Genomic DNA, 12,869 nt, shown 5'->3' on the forward strand with positions numbered 1-12,869 from the left:
GGCGGGACGGGGCGGGATCGATCGCCGGGCGGACCCCGGCGGGCGTCAGGCGTGCCTACGCTGGGTGACGTGCACCGCCTCTACGACTTCCTCCGCAGACACCCCACAGGTGTGGACAGCTTCTGGGCCGTGTTGCTGCTGGGGCTGTGCGCCCTGACGGTGTCCGAGGAGCCGGGGGCCACGGCGCTCCACCGGGTGGCCGTCGCCGGGGTCTCGCTCGCGCTGTGCCTGGTGCTCGCGCTGCGGCGGCGCTGGCCCGAGAAGATGCTGCTGCTGGCGACGGCCGCGGGTCTGGCGCAGCTGGCGCTGAACATCCAGTTCAACGTCTACGACCTGCCGATGCTGGTCATCGTCTACACGGCCGCCTCCGGCACCGTCCGCTGGGCGTCCCGGTTCGCGCTGGTGGGCGGGCTGGCGGCGCCGTTCCTGTACTGGTGGCGCTGGCCGGACACGACCAGCGACTCCCTCACCCACGCGATCCTCAACCACGCCTTCGCGGCCCTTCCCTTCTTCCTCGCCTGGGTCCTCGGCGACCGGATGCGCACCCGCCGGGCCTACTGGGCCCAGCTGGAGGAGCGCGCCACGCGGCTGGAGAAGGAGCGCGAGCAGCAGTCGAAGATGGCGGTCGCCGCGGAGCGCGCGCGCATCGCCCGCGAGCTGCACGACGTCGTCGCGCACAACGTGTCGGTCATGGTGGTGCAGGCCGACGGCGCCGCGTACGTCCTCGACTCCTCGCCCGAGACGGCCAAGCAGGCGCTGGAGACGATCTCCGGCACCGGGCGCCAGGCCCTCGCCGAGATGCGCCGCCTGCTGGGCGTGCTGCGCTCGGAGGAGGGCGCCCCGGCCGGCGGCGAGTACGTCCCGCAGCCGGATCTGGAGCAGATCGAGGAGCTCGTCGAGCAGGTGCGCGGCGCCGGGCTGCCGGTCGAGTACAAGATCGAGGGGAGCGCCCGGCCGCTGCCCAGCGGCGTGGAGCTGACCGCGTACCGGATCGTCCAGGAAGCGCTCACCAACACCCGCAAGCACGGCGGGCCGGACGTCGGCGCCAGCGTGCGGCTCACCTACTTCGACGACGGGCTCGGGCTGCTCGTCGAGGACGACGGCCGGGGCGCGCAGCACGAGCTGTACGAATCGGGCGGGGCGGACGGCATGGGGCACGGCCTCATCGGGATGCGCGAGCGCGTCGGCATGATCGGGGGCACGCTGGATGCGGGGCCGCGGCCGGGCGGGGGCTTCCGGATCAGTGTGCTGCTGCCGGCCAAGCCGGGGCGCTGAGCTGTTTTTGATCTTCAGTGGGATGTGTGGAAAGGGACCTTTGCATGGCCATCCGCGTGATGCTCGTCGACGACCAGGCGCTGTTGCGCACCGGCTTCCGCATGGTGCTGGCCGCCCAGCCCGACATGGAGGTCGTCGCCGAGGCCGGTGACGGCGCGGAGGCGCTGGACGTCCTGGCCGCGACGGCGGTGGACGTGGTGCTGATGGACGTCCGCATGCCGCGGCTGGACGGGGTGGAGGCGACGCGGCGCATCTGCGACCAGGAGAACGCGCCGAAGGTGATCATCCTGACCACCTTCGACCTGGACGAGTACGCCTTCTCCGCGCTGAAGGTCGGCGCGAGCGGCTTCATGCTCAAGGATGTGCCGCCGGCCGAGCTGCTGGGCGCGATCCGGGCCGTCCACAGCGGTGACGCGGTGGTCGCCCCGAGCACGACGCGACGGCTCCTCGACCGCTTCACCCCGATGCTGCCCGGGACCGCCCCGACGCCGGCCGACACACAGATCGGCCGGCTGACGGACCGGGAGCGGGAGGTGATGCTGCTGGTGGCGCAGGGGCTGTCGAACGGGGAGATCGCGGGGCGGCTGGTGCTGTCGGAGGCGACGGTGAAGACCCATGTGGGCCGGATTCTCACGAAGTTGGGGCTGCGGGACCGGGTGCAGGTGGTGGTGATGGCGTACGAGAGCGGGCTGGTGCGGGCGGGTGGGGCGGGGTTGTAGTTCCCCACCCCGCCCGGGGCCGGGGAGCTACCCCTCGCCATCCGCCGCCAGGGCCCGTACCGCCGCCAGGAAGTCCTCCGTGCCGGGGTGCGTGGGGTGGGCGGGGTACGCGAGGTACACCGTCACCGCGGGGGCGTCGGCGAGCGGGACGTAGCGCACGCCGGGGTGGGCGTGGCTCTCGGCCGCGCCCGCCGACGCGATCCCGACCGCTTCCCCGGTGCAGATGGCGCCGAGCCACTCGTCCACGTTCCGGACCTCCACGACGCGGTGCGGCCGCCGTTCCGGGGGCCACAGTTCGAGGCTCGTGGTGCTCAGGTCGCGGCAGAGCGCGAGCGTGTCGCCGGCCAGCTCGGCGAGGACGATCCGGTCGCGGCCGGCGAGCGGATGGTCGTCGGGTAGGGCGGCGAGGCGCTCCTCCCAGTAGAGGGCCTCGGTGGTGATGCGCGGGTCGCCGGGGAGCGCGCGGACCACCGCGACGTCCACGTCCCCGGAGGCCAGCCCGGCGCTGCGGTTGTCGCGCCGGTGCAGCTCCAACGGGACGGCGGGGACCGCCCGTTGGCGCCAGGACCGCAGCAGCGGGACGGTGAGCCGGCCCAGGACCGCGCAGTTGTAGCCGACGCGCAGCGGCCGGGAGACGGCGGCGGTGTCCGCGAGCGCCGCGTCGAGGTGGGCGAGGATGGCCCGGCCGTGGTCGTGCAGGGTGCGCCCCGCGGGGGTGAGGACCGGCCGCCGGGACGAGCGGTCCACCAGCCGTACCCCGACCCGGTTCTCCAGCTGGGTCAGGGTGCGGGAGAGGGCGGGCTGCGTCATGTGCAGCGCGGCGGCCGCGGCGGTGATGGTGCCCCGGTCGGCGATGGCGACGAGGGCTTTGAGGTGGCGCAGTTCCACATCCATGCGTGCGGAGCATAGTGGCTGACCAGACGGCATTTCCGGGGGAGGAGCGCGCTCCGTACGGTCGGGAGTACCTACGGAGAGAGGTTCCCCCAGTGAAGATCCTTCTTGTTGGCGCGTCCGGCACCCTCGGCAGCGCGGTCGCCGAGGCGCTGGACGCGCGCGGCCACGAGCTCGTCACCGTCGGCCGCACCGGCGGCGACATCCGGCTCGACGTCGCCGACCCGGAGGCCGTCGGCCGCCTCTACGAGCGGGTCACCGGTCTGGACGCGGTCGCCGTCGCGGGCGGGGACGCGGTCTTCAAGCCGCTGTCCGAGCTGACCGCCGACGACTTCGCGGCGACGCTGCGGACCAAGGCGCTGAGCCAGCTCGAACTGGTCCGCCAGGGCGCCCGGCACCTCGCGCCGAACGGTTCCTTCACCCTGGTCAGCGGGGTGCTCACCGAGGAGCCCGTGGTCGCCGGGGCGGCGGCGTCGGCCGCCAACGGCGCGGTGGAGGCGTTCGTCCGCGCCGCCGCGATCGAGCTGGCGCCGCAGCGCGTCAACGCGGTCAGCCCGACGCTGCTGACCGAGTCGGTGGAGGCGTACGGGGCCGTCTTCCCGGGCGTGGAACCCGTCCCGGCGGCGTCGGTGGCGGCCGCGTACGTCCGCTCGGTCGAGGGGCGGCACACGGGACGGGTGTACCGGGTCGGGCACTGACGGCCCCTCAGCGCAGGACGCCCTCCAGGAAGTCGCTCCCCAGCCGGGCCACCACCGTCAGGTCCAGCTGGTGGAGCACATACCGGCCGCGGCGGCGGGTGGTGAGCAGCCCGGCCTTCTTCAGCACCGCGAGGTGGCGGGACGCCTCCGGAGCGCTGATGCCGTGCTCGGTGGCCAGCTCGCCGGTGGTGCAGGCGCTGCGCGCCAGCCAGCGGCACATGCGCAGGCGCATCGGGTGGGCCAGGGCCTCCATCCGCAGCTTGAGCAGATCCAGCGAGGCCGGGTCCGGCAGTCCGGGCGTGCCGACCGGATAGTGGATCACCGGCCGCCAGCCCGGCGCGGACAGCACGAGCAGGTGGGGCCAGCCCAGGGAGGAGGGGACGAGCGTGATGCCCGGGCCCACCGCGGGGTCCAGGGCCGTGGTGCGGCCGGAGGACAGCTTGTCGACGGTGATGCGGGTCCCGCGGTCGTCCACCGAGACCGCGGGCGACACCTCGGCCAGCGCCTCGCGTAGCCCGCGGCGGCGCAGCACCTCCGTCTTGTGCCGGACGTCCGTCGCGAGCTGGACGCCCACCCGCCGCCAGACGTCCCCGAAGAACGCCTGCTCGCAGTCCTCCATCAGGCGCCGCACCCAGGCCCGTACCCCGGGCGGGTCCTCCAGCAGCCGCTGGGCGAACACCACGTTCCGCGGGCCGCGGGCCGCCGCGCGCTCCAGGGTGAGGGCGCGGGACCGCTCGTCGTGCAGCGGCGAGCCGACGGAGGCGTCCGCGTAGTAGCCGGAGCAGGAGACGTCGAGGGCGGCCTCGACGAACCGCTCGTCGTCCAGCCGGTCGAGCATGTCCAGGTCGTCCGCGAGCGTGGCGCCCGCCCTGCCCTCGGCCGAGGGCACGGCCGCCAGCGGCAGGAAGATGTCGGAGAAGACCGACCCCCACAGGAAGTCCGCCTCGCAGAGCCGGTCGGCGAGGTCGGGTTTCAGCCCTGCGGCCGTCGCGGTCACCCAGCCGTGCAGCCCGGGGTGGTGCGAGGGCTCGGCGAGCACGTGCAGGGCATGACCCAGCTCGGCCAGGGGCGACGCGGCGAACAGCACACGTTCGGGCGGCAGGCCCGCGATGTCGATCGTCACGCTCATGTGTCTCATTCTGGGCCTCCCGTGACGGGCGCGTTGATCATTTGACGGTCCTCGTCAATCCACGGGCCACGGGGGGTGGACGGGGCGCACGGTGAGGGCATGAACGCGATCCAGCAGCACATGTTCGACAGCTACCGCGCCCTTCAGCAGGGGGTTCCCGCGCCGCCGGCGCCGGGGACGGATGAGGTGCGTACGGTGCGGGAGATTCTTGGGTGGCGGGAGTTCTGCCGGGTGCTGGCGGGGCGGGTCGTTCGTCGGAGGGTTCTCGCGACACGGCCCGCGTCGGCCGCCTCGGCCCCGGCCACGGCGCGTGTGCCGGAGGCGGGGCGCTGCCGCTGAGGCGGAATGCAGCCCGTCCGGCGTTTGAGGACCAACGCGGCGGAGCCGCGTTGCGGGGGTCCGGGGGCTTGCCCCCGGGAAACGGTGAAAGGGCGGGACAGGGGCACAACTCCACCCCGGAACGGCCCGCGCCCGAGCGCGTAGCATGACAGCGGAATCGTCCGGTACCCCCGCGGACTGGAACGGAAGGCATCCCGCCGCGTGAACGCACAACAGACCCCCGGGCAGACGGGCCCGCAGGACCGCCCCGCCCGGCTCACCGTCGGCGTCGTCGGCGCCGGCCGCGTGGGCCCCGTGCTCGCCGCCTCGCTCGCCCTCGCCGGGCACCGGCCCGTCGCCGTCTCGGGCGTCTCCGACGCCTCGCTGCGCCGGGCCGCCGAGATCCTGCCCGGCGTCCCCGTCGTACCCCCCGCCGAGGTGCTGGCCCGGGCCGAGCTGGTCCTGCTCACCGTCCCCGACGACGTCCTGCCGGGGCTGGTCGCCGGGCTCGCCGAGACCGGGGCCGTCCGCCCCGGCCAGCTGCTCGTCCACACCTCCGGACGGCACGGCGCCGCCGTCCTCGCCCCCGCCACCCGCGCCGGGGCCCTGCCGCTCGCCCTGCACCCGGCCATGACCTTCACCGGCACCGCCGTGGACATCCAGCGGCTGGCCGGCTGCTCCTTCGGCGTCACCGCCCCGGAGGAGCTGCGGCTGGCCGCGGAGGCGCTGGTCATCGAGATGGGCGGCGAGCCCGAGTGGATCGACGAGGACGCCCGGCCGCTCTACCACGCGGCCCTCGCCATCGGCTCCAACCACCTGGTGACCCTGGTCGCCCAGGCGATGGAGCTGCTCGGCACGGCGGGCGTCGCCCACCCGGCCCGGATGCTCGGCCCCCTGCTCGGGGCCGCCCTCGACAACGCGCTGCGCAGCGGCGACGCGGCGCTCACCGGCCCGGTCGCCCGCGGCGACGCGGGCACCGTGGCCGCGCACGTCGCCCAGCTGCGTACGCATGCGCCCCAGGCCGTCGCCGGCTACCTGGCGATGGCCCGCACCACCGCCGACCGCGCGCTCGCGCACGGCCTGCTCAAGCCGGAACTGGCGGAAGACCTGCTCGTCGTCCTCGCGGACGGCACCGCCCCCGAGGGCGGAGAGGACGGAGGAGACCGGTGACCGACCTGCTCACCAGCGACAGCCTGCTCGTCGGCGACGCGGCGGCGCTGCGCGCCCTGCCGGGCACCGGCGCCGGGCCCCGCGCCGTCGTGATGACCATGGGCGCGCTGCACGAGGGCCACGCCACCCTGATCCGCGGGGCGCGGAGGATCGCCGGGGAGGACGGGCAGGTCGTCGTCACGGTCTTCGTCAACCCGCTCCAGTTCGGCCCGGGCGAGGACCTCGACCGCTATCCGCGCACCCTGGAGGCCGACCTCGCGCTCGCGCGCGAGGCCGGCGCGGACGCGGTCTTCGCGCCCTCCGTCGCCGAGGTCTACCCGGGCGGGGAGCCGGAGGTCCGCGTCACCGCCGGGGCCATGGGCGAGCGCCTCGAAGGCGCCCACCGCCCCGGGCACTTCGACGGCGTCCTCACCGTCGTCGCCAAGCTGCTCCACCTCACCGCGCCCGACGTCGCCCTCTTCGGGCAGAAGGACGCCCAGCAGCTGGCGCTGATCCGCCGCATGGTGCGCGATCTCAACTTCCCCGTGGAGATCGTCGGCGTCCCCACCGTCCGCGAGGGCGACAACATGGCCCTCTCCAGTCGCAACCGCTACCTCTCGGTCGCCGACCGGGCCTCCGCGCTGGAGCTCTCCCGCGCGCTGCTCACCGGGAAGGCCGCCGCCGCACTGGGCCCGGCCGCCGTGCGCCGCGCCGCCCGCGCCGTCCTGGACGCGGCGGCCACGGCGGAGCCGCCCGTCGTCCTCGACTACCTGGCCCTGGTCGACCCGGCCGACTTCACCGAGGCCGCCGACGACCACACCGGCGAGGCGATCCTGGCCGTCGCCGCCAGGGTGGGCACCACCCGCCTCATCGACAACATGCCGGTCACCTTCGGCACCGAGGAGCGGTCATGAGCGGCATACGCCTCGCGTCACCCGCCCCCGGCTGGTCCGTCGACGCCGACGTCGTCGTCATCGGCTCCGGCGTCGCCGGCCTCACCGTCGCGCTGCGCTGCGCCGCAGGCGGCGCGAACGTCGCCGTCGTCACCAAGGCCCGCCCGGACGACGGCTCCACCCGCTGGGCCCAGGGCGGCATAGCGGCCGCCCTGGGCGAGGGGGACACCCCGGAGCAGCACCTGGACGACACGCTCGTCGCGGGCGCCGGGCTGTGCGACGAGGAGGCCGTGCGGACGCTCGTCACCGAGGGCCCCGACGCCGTCCGCCGGCTCATCGCCACCGGCGCCCGCTTCGACACCGACGCCGTGACCGGCGAGGTCCTGCTCACCCGCGAGGGCGGCCACCACCGCCGCCGCATCGCCCACGCGGGCGGCGACGCGACCGGTGCGGAGATCTCCCGGGCGCTGGTGACGGCCGTCCGCGACGCCGGGATCCGGATCATCGAGCACGCCCTCGTCCTCGACCTCCTCAAGGACTCCGACGGGCGGGCCGCCGGGGTCCTGCTGCACGTCATGGGCGAAGGGCAGCACGACGGCGTCGGCGCCGTCCGGGCCGGGGCCGTCGTCCTGGCCACCGGTGGCATGGGCCAGGTGTTCTCCGCGACCACCAACCCGTCCGTCTCCACCGGCGACGGCGTCGCGCTCGCGCTCCGCGCCGGAGCGGAGGTCTCCGACCTGGAGTTCGTCCAGTTCCACCCCACCGTGCTGTGGCTCGGCCCGGACGCCGAGGGGCAGCAGCCCCTGGTGTCGGAGGCCGTACGGGGCGAGGGCGCCCACCTGGTGGACGCCGACGGCGTCCGCTTCATGGCCGGACAGCACGAACTCGCCGAACTGGCCCCGCGCGACATCGTCGCCAAGGGCATCATGCGGCGCATGCAGGAGACCGGCGCCGAGCACATGTACCTCGACGCCCGGCACTTCGGCGCCACCATGTGGGCCGAGCGCTTCCCCACGATCCTGGCCGCCTGCCGCGCCCACGGCATCGACCCGGTGACCGAGCCGGTCCCGGTCGCCCCGGCCGCGCACTACGCCTCCGGCGGCGTCCGCACCGACCTGCGCGGCCGGACGACCGTCCCCGGGCTGTACGCGTGCGGCGAGGTCGCGTGCACCGGCGTGCACGGCGCGAACCGGCTCGCCTCCAACTCCCTCCTGGAGGGCCTGGTCTTCGCCGAGCGCATCGCGGCGGACATCGCCGCCGCCCACCGCCCGGCGGGCGAATACGTCCCGGTCACCACGGTCGGGCGGCTGGTCGAGCCGGAGGCCCGGTTCGCCGTCCAGCGCGCGATGACCGCCGGCGCCGGCGTGCTCCGCTCCCGGGAGAGCCTGGAACGGGCGGCCGCCGAGCTCGCCCGGATCGAGGAGGGCGCCGACAAGTCCGTGGAGCCCGGCACCGACGCGTGGGAGGCCACCAACCTGCTGCTCGTCGCCCGCGTCCTGGTCGCCGCCGCCCTGCTCCGCGAGGAGACCCGGGGCAGCCACTGGCGCGAGGACCGGCCCGACCGGGACGATGCCGCCTGGCGCCGGCACGTTCTCGTCACCCTCCGCCCGGACCGTACCCTTGCGGTCTCCACCACCACGACGGCGGCGTTCCCGCCTTCCGCAGCAGCACCGAGGAGCACCGCGTGAGCACCCCCGAGAACCTCCAGTACCGGCTGGGCACCTTCATCGACGAACCGGGCTGCGGCGACGGCTGCGCCTGCGGCGAGGGCCCGTCCGCCTACGAGTGCGGACTCGACGAGTCCCTCGCCGCCCTGCTGGCCGAGGCCGGGCTGGACCCGGTGCTCGTCGAGGAGATCGCGCACATGGCCGTCGAGGAGGACCTCGACGGCGGCGTGGACGTCACCTCGGTGGCGACCGTCCCCGAGGACGCCGTCGCCACCGGCGACTTCACCGCCCGCGAGGCGGGCACGGTGGCCGGCCTGCGGGTCGCCGAAGCGATCCTCTCGGTCGTCTGCACCGACACCTTCGAGGTCGAGCGGCACGTCGAGGACGGCGACCGGGTCGCCGCCGGGCAGCGCCTGCTGTCCGTCCGCACCCGCACCCGCGACCTGCTGACCGCCGAGCGCAGCATGCTCAACCTGCTGTGCCGGCTCTCCGGCATCGCCACCGCCGCCCGCGCCTGGGCCGACGCCCTGGAGGGCACCGGGGCGGCCGTCCGCGACACCCGCAAGACCACCCCCGGGCTGCGGGCGCTGGAGAAGTACGCGGTCCGCTGCGGCGGCGGGGTCAACCACCGGATGTCGCTGTCGGACGCCGCGCTGGTCAAGGACAACCACGTCGTGGCCGCGGGCGGGGTGGCCGAGGCGTTCAAGGCCGTCCGGGAGCGCTTCCCCGATCTGCCGATCGAGGTCGAGGTGGACCGCCTCGACCAGATCCCGCCGGTGCTCGCCGAGGGCGCCGACCTGGTCATGCTCGACAACTTCAGCGTCGAGTCCACCCGGGAGGCCGTCGCCCTGGTCGCCGGCCGCGCCCGGCTGGAGTCCTCCGGCCGCCTCACCCTCGACAACGCCCGCGCCTACGCCGCCACCGGCGTGGACTACCTGGCCGTCGGCGCGCTCACCCACTCCTCGCCGATCCTCGACATAGGGCTCGACCTGCGGGAAGGCGAAGAGGGCGAAGGGGACGAGGGCTGATGCTGCTCACCATCGACGTCGGCAACACCCAGACCGTCCTCGGCCTCTTCGACGGCGAGGAGATCGTCGAGCACTGGCGCATCTCCACGGACGCCCGCCGCACGGCCGACGAACTCGCCGTCCTCTTCCAGGGACTGATGGGCCGTCACCCGCTGCTCGGCGAGGACCTGGGCGAGGGCATCGGGGGCATCGCCATCTGCTCCACGGTCCCCTCCGTGCTGCACGAGATGCGCGAGGTGACCCGCCGCTACTACGGCGACGTGCCCGCCGTCCTGGTCGAACCCGGCGTCCGGACCGGGGTGCCGATCCTCATGGACAACCCCAAGGAGGTCGGCGCGGACCGCATCATCAACGCGGTCGCCGCCGTCGAGCTCTACGGCGGCCCGTGCATCGTGGTCGACTTCGGCACGGCGACGACGTTCGACGCGGTGAGCGCCCGCGGGGAGTACGTCGGCGGGGTCATCTCGCCCGGCATCGAGATCTCCGTCGAGGCGCTGGGCGTGAAGGGCGCCCAGCTCCGCAAGATCGAACTGGCCCGGCCGCGGAGCGTGATCGGCAAGAACACGGTCGAGGCGATGCAGTCCGGCATCATCCACGGCTTCGCGGGCCAGGTCGACGGCGTCGTCAACCGCATGGCCCGCGAACTGTCCGACGACCCCGACGACGTCACCGTCATCGCGACGGGCGGCCTGGCCCCCCTGGTCCTCGCCGAGGCGACGGTGATCGACGAGCACGAGCCGTGGCTGACGCTGATCGGCCTGCGCCTGGTGTACGAGCGGAACGTGGCGCGGGCGTAGGTGGTTCGTGGGTGTTTTCTCCCCGCCCCGCCCTTTCACCGTTTCTCGCGCGCTGCCGCGCGGGGCAACGCTCCTCAAACGCCGGACGGGCCGAAGTGCGCGCCCGGGCACGAAACCAGCCCGTCCGGCGCTTGAGGACGAACGCGCGGAGCGCGGTTTCGGGGGGTCAGGGGGCGCAGCCCCCGGGGCTCCGCCCCGGAGGAAACGGTGAAAGGGCGGGGCGGGGAGAAAAAGGAGACGCCGCGCCACACGCCACCGGTAGGCGAAAATTGTCCGTTTAGCACTTAAAGTCGCCCCATGCCAACGCCCTATGGATCCCGCGGCGGCATGGCGTTCAGCGCGGACGAACTGCGCGTCCTGCGCCGTGCCCTCGCCATCGCCCTCCAGCCCCGCACCGAGCCGATCGGGATGCACGAGATGCATGAGCAGCGCGAGATGCGCGAGACGCGCGAAAAGCAGAAGTGCCTCCGGCTCGCCCAGGCCGTGGACGAAGCCGCCCGCGAGAGCGGCCGGCTGAGGGCCTTCCTCCGCGCGGACCTCGCCCGCTACCGCGCCGCCCTCCCCGGCACCGCTCCCGGCTACCTGGCGCGGCTCCAGGACGCCCTCGCGGCCGGCCACCGCCCCGGCGCCGAGGACCTGGCCGCCCTCCGCGCCCTGTGCGCCGCCCCGGCCGGGCCGGCCGAGACGGTCCGCCGGTACGCGCTCCTCCGGCGCTGCGAGCGCGAGCACCGCGTGGCGGCCGCCGTGCCGCACTCGCGTGCCACGGGCGCCGCGGAGAGCCCCAAGCCGGGCGCCAAGCCCGCCCCCAAACCCGGCGCGGCACCCGCGCCGGAGCGGCCCAAGGCGCCGCCCGCGCCCCCCGGCGCCCCCCGGCCCGACCGTCCCATTCCCACTCCGGGCGAGGTCTTTCCGCCCCGCCGCAAACCGGCGCCGCCGCCGGAGAGCCGGGTCCCGCAGAGGCCGCGGGTGGCGCACGCGTAATCTGGACGGGTCGCCAACCGATTCCAGAACCGAAGGAGCCGACGGCCATGGACTATGTCGCCGCGCTGGTCCCGCCCGTGGTGATGGCGGTCGCTTTCACCGCACTGGTCGTGACGATCGTCAAGAGCCAGGGTGGTGCGAACAAGGGCAAGGAAGACGCGATCGTCGACGCGGCGCTCGCCCGTGCCGAGGCATCCTCGGCGGAAGCCAAGGCCCCCGGGGTCTGAACCCGAGGGGAAACCCGCGCTCGGGGGCGTGCGGCCCGGAGAGTATTTCCGGGCCGCACGCCCTTTTCCGTCGCCGTCCCGCCCACGCCTTGCCGCCGCTCCGCGATAAACCGGCATTCGAGACATCTCCCACTATTATTCGCGTGTGGTTCGACGCCTCGGTGATCTGGAAGACGCCGTCATGACGCGCGTGTGGGAGTGGAACCGGCCGGTCACTGTTCGAGAAGTCCTCGAAGACCTTCAGCAGGAACGGTCGATCGCCTACACCACCGTGATGACCGTAATGGACAACCTGTATCAGAAGGGCTGGCTGCGACGGGAAGCGGAAGGCCGCGCCTATCGATATGAGGCGGTCTCCAACCGGGCCGCCTACTCGGCCGCACTGATGAACGAAGCGTGGTCGGTCAGCGACAACCCCGCGGCCGCTCTCGTCGCCTTCTTCGGCATGATGTCGGCCGAACAACGCGAAGCCCTCCGCGACGCGATCCGGGTCGTGCAACTCGACGGACCCGCGGACGGAGCCCCGCCCGCCGGGCGATAGCGTCCGGTTATGCCCGCAGCAACTGACCGGCCCGCCCCCGCAAAAGTCGTCACCGTCCGCCGGGCCCGGACCTCCGACGTGCCCGCCGTGCGCCGGCTCATCAACGCCTACGCCCGCGACGGCATCCTGCTCGACAAAGCCACCGTGACCCTTTACGAGGACATCCAGGAGTTCTGGGTCGCGGAACGGGACGAAGACGGTACGGTCATCGGATGCGGCGCACTGCATGTGATGTGGGAAGACCTCGCGGAGGTCCGCACGCTGGCCGTCGACCCGGCGGTCAAGGGCGGCGGAGTCGGCCACGCGGTCCTCGGCAAGCTCCTGCAGACGGCGCGCTGGCTGGGCGTGCGGCGCATTTTCTGCCTCACCTTCGAAGTCGAGTTCTTCGCGAAGCACGGCTTCGTCGAGATCGGTGAGACCCCGGTGGACGGTGATGTCTACAGCGAGCTGCTGCGCTCCTATGACGAGGGTGTTGCCGAGTTCCTGGGTCTCGAACGAGTGAAGCCGAACACCCTTGGCAACAGTCGGATGCTTCTGCATCTGTGATGGTCGGGCC

At 73.9% G+C, this 12,869-nt stretch carries 15 protein-coding genes; 13 read left to right on the forward strand and 2 right to left on the reverse strand.

Annotation, left to right across the window (positions count from 1 at the left end):
- Positions 1-69 precede the first annotated feature (69 nt).
- Both AB8735_RS21070 and AB8735_RS21075 read left to right on the forward strand, forming a co-directional pair.
- Positions 70-1,275 carry a sensor histidine kinase gene (locus AB8735_RS21070; RefSeq protein WP_344018746.1) on the forward strand — a complete coding sequence of 402 codons (1,206 nt, stop codon included), beginning with the start codon at positions 70-72 and terminating at the stop codon, positions 1,273-1,275.
- A 44-nt stretch (positions 1,276-1,319) separates the two neighbouring features.
- Positions 1,320-1,994 carry a response regulator transcription factor gene (locus AB8735_RS21075; RefSeq protein ID WP_344018744.1) on the forward strand — a complete coding sequence of 225 codons (675 nt, stop codon included), beginning with the start codon at positions 1,320-1,322 and terminating at the stop codon, positions 1,992-1,994.
- A 27-nt stretch (positions 1,995-2,021) separates the two neighbouring features.
- Here AB8735_RS21075 and AB8735_RS21080 read toward each other — a convergent pair whose 3' ends face one another.
- On the reverse strand, positions 2,022-2,888 hold the full coding sequence (locus AB8735_RS21080) for a LysR family transcriptional regulator (RefSeq protein ID WP_372408782.1): 867 nt from the start codon (positions 2,886-2,888) through the stop codon (positions 2,022-2,024).
- Between the two features lie 92 nt (positions 2,889-2,980).
- Between AB8735_RS21080 and AB8735_RS21085 the strand changes: the two genes are divergently transcribed.
- Positions 2,981-3,583 (forward strand): short chain dehydrogenase, encoded by a 603-nt coding sequence (locus tag AB8735_RS21085; protein WP_344018740.1) that lies wholly within the window; start codon positions 2,981-2,983, stop codon positions 3,581-3,583.
- 7 nt (positions 3,584-3,590) lie between these two features.
- Here AB8735_RS21085 and AB8735_RS21090 read toward each other — a convergent pair whose 3' ends face one another.
- The gene (locus AB8735_RS21090) at positions 3,591-4,712 is read right to left on the reverse strand and encodes a DUF5937 family protein (RefSeq protein WP_372408783.1); all 1,122 of its coding nucleotides are present in this window, start codon (positions 4,710-4,712) and stop codon (positions 3,591-3,593) included.
- Positions 4,713-4,811: 99 nt separating this feature from the next.
- Here AB8735_RS21090 and AB8735_RS21095 point away from each other — a divergent pair, with 99 nt between their 5' ends.
- The 10 genes from AB8735_RS21095 to AB8735_RS21140 all read left to right on the forward strand — a co-directional run bounded on the left by AB8735_RS21095 (position 4,812) and on the right by AB8735_RS21140 (position 12,859).
- Positions 4,812-5,051, forward strand: a complete 240-nt coding sequence (locus tag AB8735_RS21095; protein WP_344018736.1) for a hypothetical protein — start codon at positions 4,812-4,814, stop codon at positions 5,049-5,051.
- A 201-nt stretch (positions 5,052-5,252) separates the two neighbouring features.
- The gene (locus AB8735_RS21100; RefSeq protein WP_344018733.1) at positions 5,253-6,200 is read left to right on the forward strand and encodes a DUF2520 domain-containing protein; all 948 of its coding nucleotides are present in this window, start codon (positions 5,253-5,255) and stop codon (positions 6,198-6,200) included.
- 23 nt (positions 6,201-6,223) lie between these two features.
- A complete protein-coding gene (panC, locus tag AB8735_RS21105; RefSeq protein ID WP_372411884.1) occupies positions 6,224-7,093 on the forward strand; it encodes a pantoate--beta-alanine ligase in 870 nt (289 codons plus the stop codon).
- The gene (locus tag AB8735_RS21110; protein WP_372408784.1) at positions 7,090-8,760 is read left to right on the forward strand and encodes an L-aspartate oxidase; all 1,671 of its coding nucleotides are present in this window, start codon (positions 7,090-7,092) and stop codon (positions 8,758-8,760) included. The genes panC and AB8735_RS21110 overlap by 4 nt, the downstream gene beginning before the upstream one ends.
- On the forward strand, positions 8,757-9,767 hold the full coding sequence (gene nadC / locus AB8735_RS21115; protein WP_372408785.1) for a carboxylating nicotinate-nucleotide diphosphorylase: 1,011 nt from the start codon (positions 8,757-8,759) through the stop codon (positions 9,765-9,767). The genes AB8735_RS21110 and nadC overlap by 4 nt, the downstream gene beginning before the upstream one ends.
- Entirely contained in the window at positions 9,767-10,564 is a 798-nt protein-coding gene (locus AB8735_RS21120; RefSeq protein WP_344018729.1) for a type III pantothenate kinase, read from the forward strand. Before nadC ends, AB8735_RS21120 begins: the two co-directional genes overlap by 1 nt.
- Before the next feature lie 297 nt (positions 10,565-10,861).
- A complete protein-coding gene (locus AB8735_RS21125) occupies positions 10,862-11,545 on the forward strand; it encodes a hypothetical protein (protein WP_372408786.1) in 684 nt (227 codons plus the stop codon).
- A 47-nt stretch (positions 11,546-11,592) separates the two neighbouring features.
- Entirely contained in the window at positions 11,593-11,772 is a 180-nt protein-coding gene (locus AB8735_RS21130; protein ID WP_344018724.1) for a hypothetical protein, read from the forward strand.
- A 145-nt stretch (positions 11,773-11,917) separates the two neighbouring features.
- Positions 11,918-12,313, forward strand: coding sequence for a BlaI/MecI/CopY family transcriptional regulator (locus tag AB8735_RS21135; RefSeq protein ID WP_199892159.1), 396 nt, complete (start codon positions 11,918-11,920; stop codon positions 12,311-12,313).
- A 9-nt stretch (positions 12,314-12,322) separates the two neighbouring features.
- Positions 12,323-12,859: an amino-acid N-acetyltransferase gene (locus tag AB8735_RS21140; RefSeq protein ID WP_344018720.1), complete on the forward strand. Its 537-nt coding sequence runs from the start codon at positions 12,323-12,325 to the stop codon at positions 12,857-12,859.
- Positions 12,860-12,869: the final 10 nt, after the last annotated feature.

Source organism: Streptomyces luteireticuli, from assembly GCF_041519305.1.
In the GTDB taxonomy this organism is placed as follows: domain Bacteria; phylum Actinomycetota; class Actinomycetes; order Streptomycetales; family Streptomycetaceae; genus Streptomyces; species Streptomyces luteireticuli.

Excerpts from the sequence above, each read along its gene's own strand:
- AB8735_RS21075 (WP_344018744.1), top strand. The coding sequence starts at position 1,320 with ATGGCCATCCGCGTGATGCTCGTCGACGACCAGGCGCTGTTGCGCACC.
- AB8735_RS21080 (WP_372408782.1), bottom strand. The coding sequence starts at position 2,888 with ATGGATGTGGAACTGCGCCACCTCAAAGCCCTCGTCGCCATCGCCGAC.
- AB8735_RS21090 (WP_372408783.1), bottom strand. The coding sequence starts at position 4,712 with ATGAGCGTGACGATCGACATCGCGGGCCTGCCGCCCGAACGTGTGCTG.
- AB8735_RS21095 (WP_344018736.1), top strand. The coding sequence starts at position 4,812 with ATGAACGCGATCCAGCAGCACATGTTCGACAGCTACCGCGCCCTTCAG.
- AB8735_RS21110 (WP_372408784.1), top strand. The coding sequence starts at position 7,090 with ATGAGCGGCATACGCCTCGCGTCACCCGCCCCCGGCTGGTCCGTCGAC.
- AB8735_RS21120 (WP_344018729.1), top strand. The coding sequence starts at position 9,767 with ATGCTGCTCACCATCGACGTCGGCAACACCCAGACCGTCCTCGGCCTC.
- AB8735_RS21125 (WP_372408786.1), top strand. The coding sequence starts at position 10,862 with ATGCCAACGCCCTATGGATCCCGCGGCGGCATGGCGTTCAGCGCGGAC.
- AB8735_RS21130 (WP_344018724.1), top strand. The coding sequence starts at position 11,593 with ATGGACTATGTCGCCGCGCTGGTCCCGCCCGTGGTGATGGCGGTCGCT.
- AB8735_RS21140 (WP_344018720.1), top strand. The coding sequence starts at position 12,323 with ATGCCCGCAGCAACTGACCGGCCCGCCCCCGCAAAAGTCGTCACCGTC.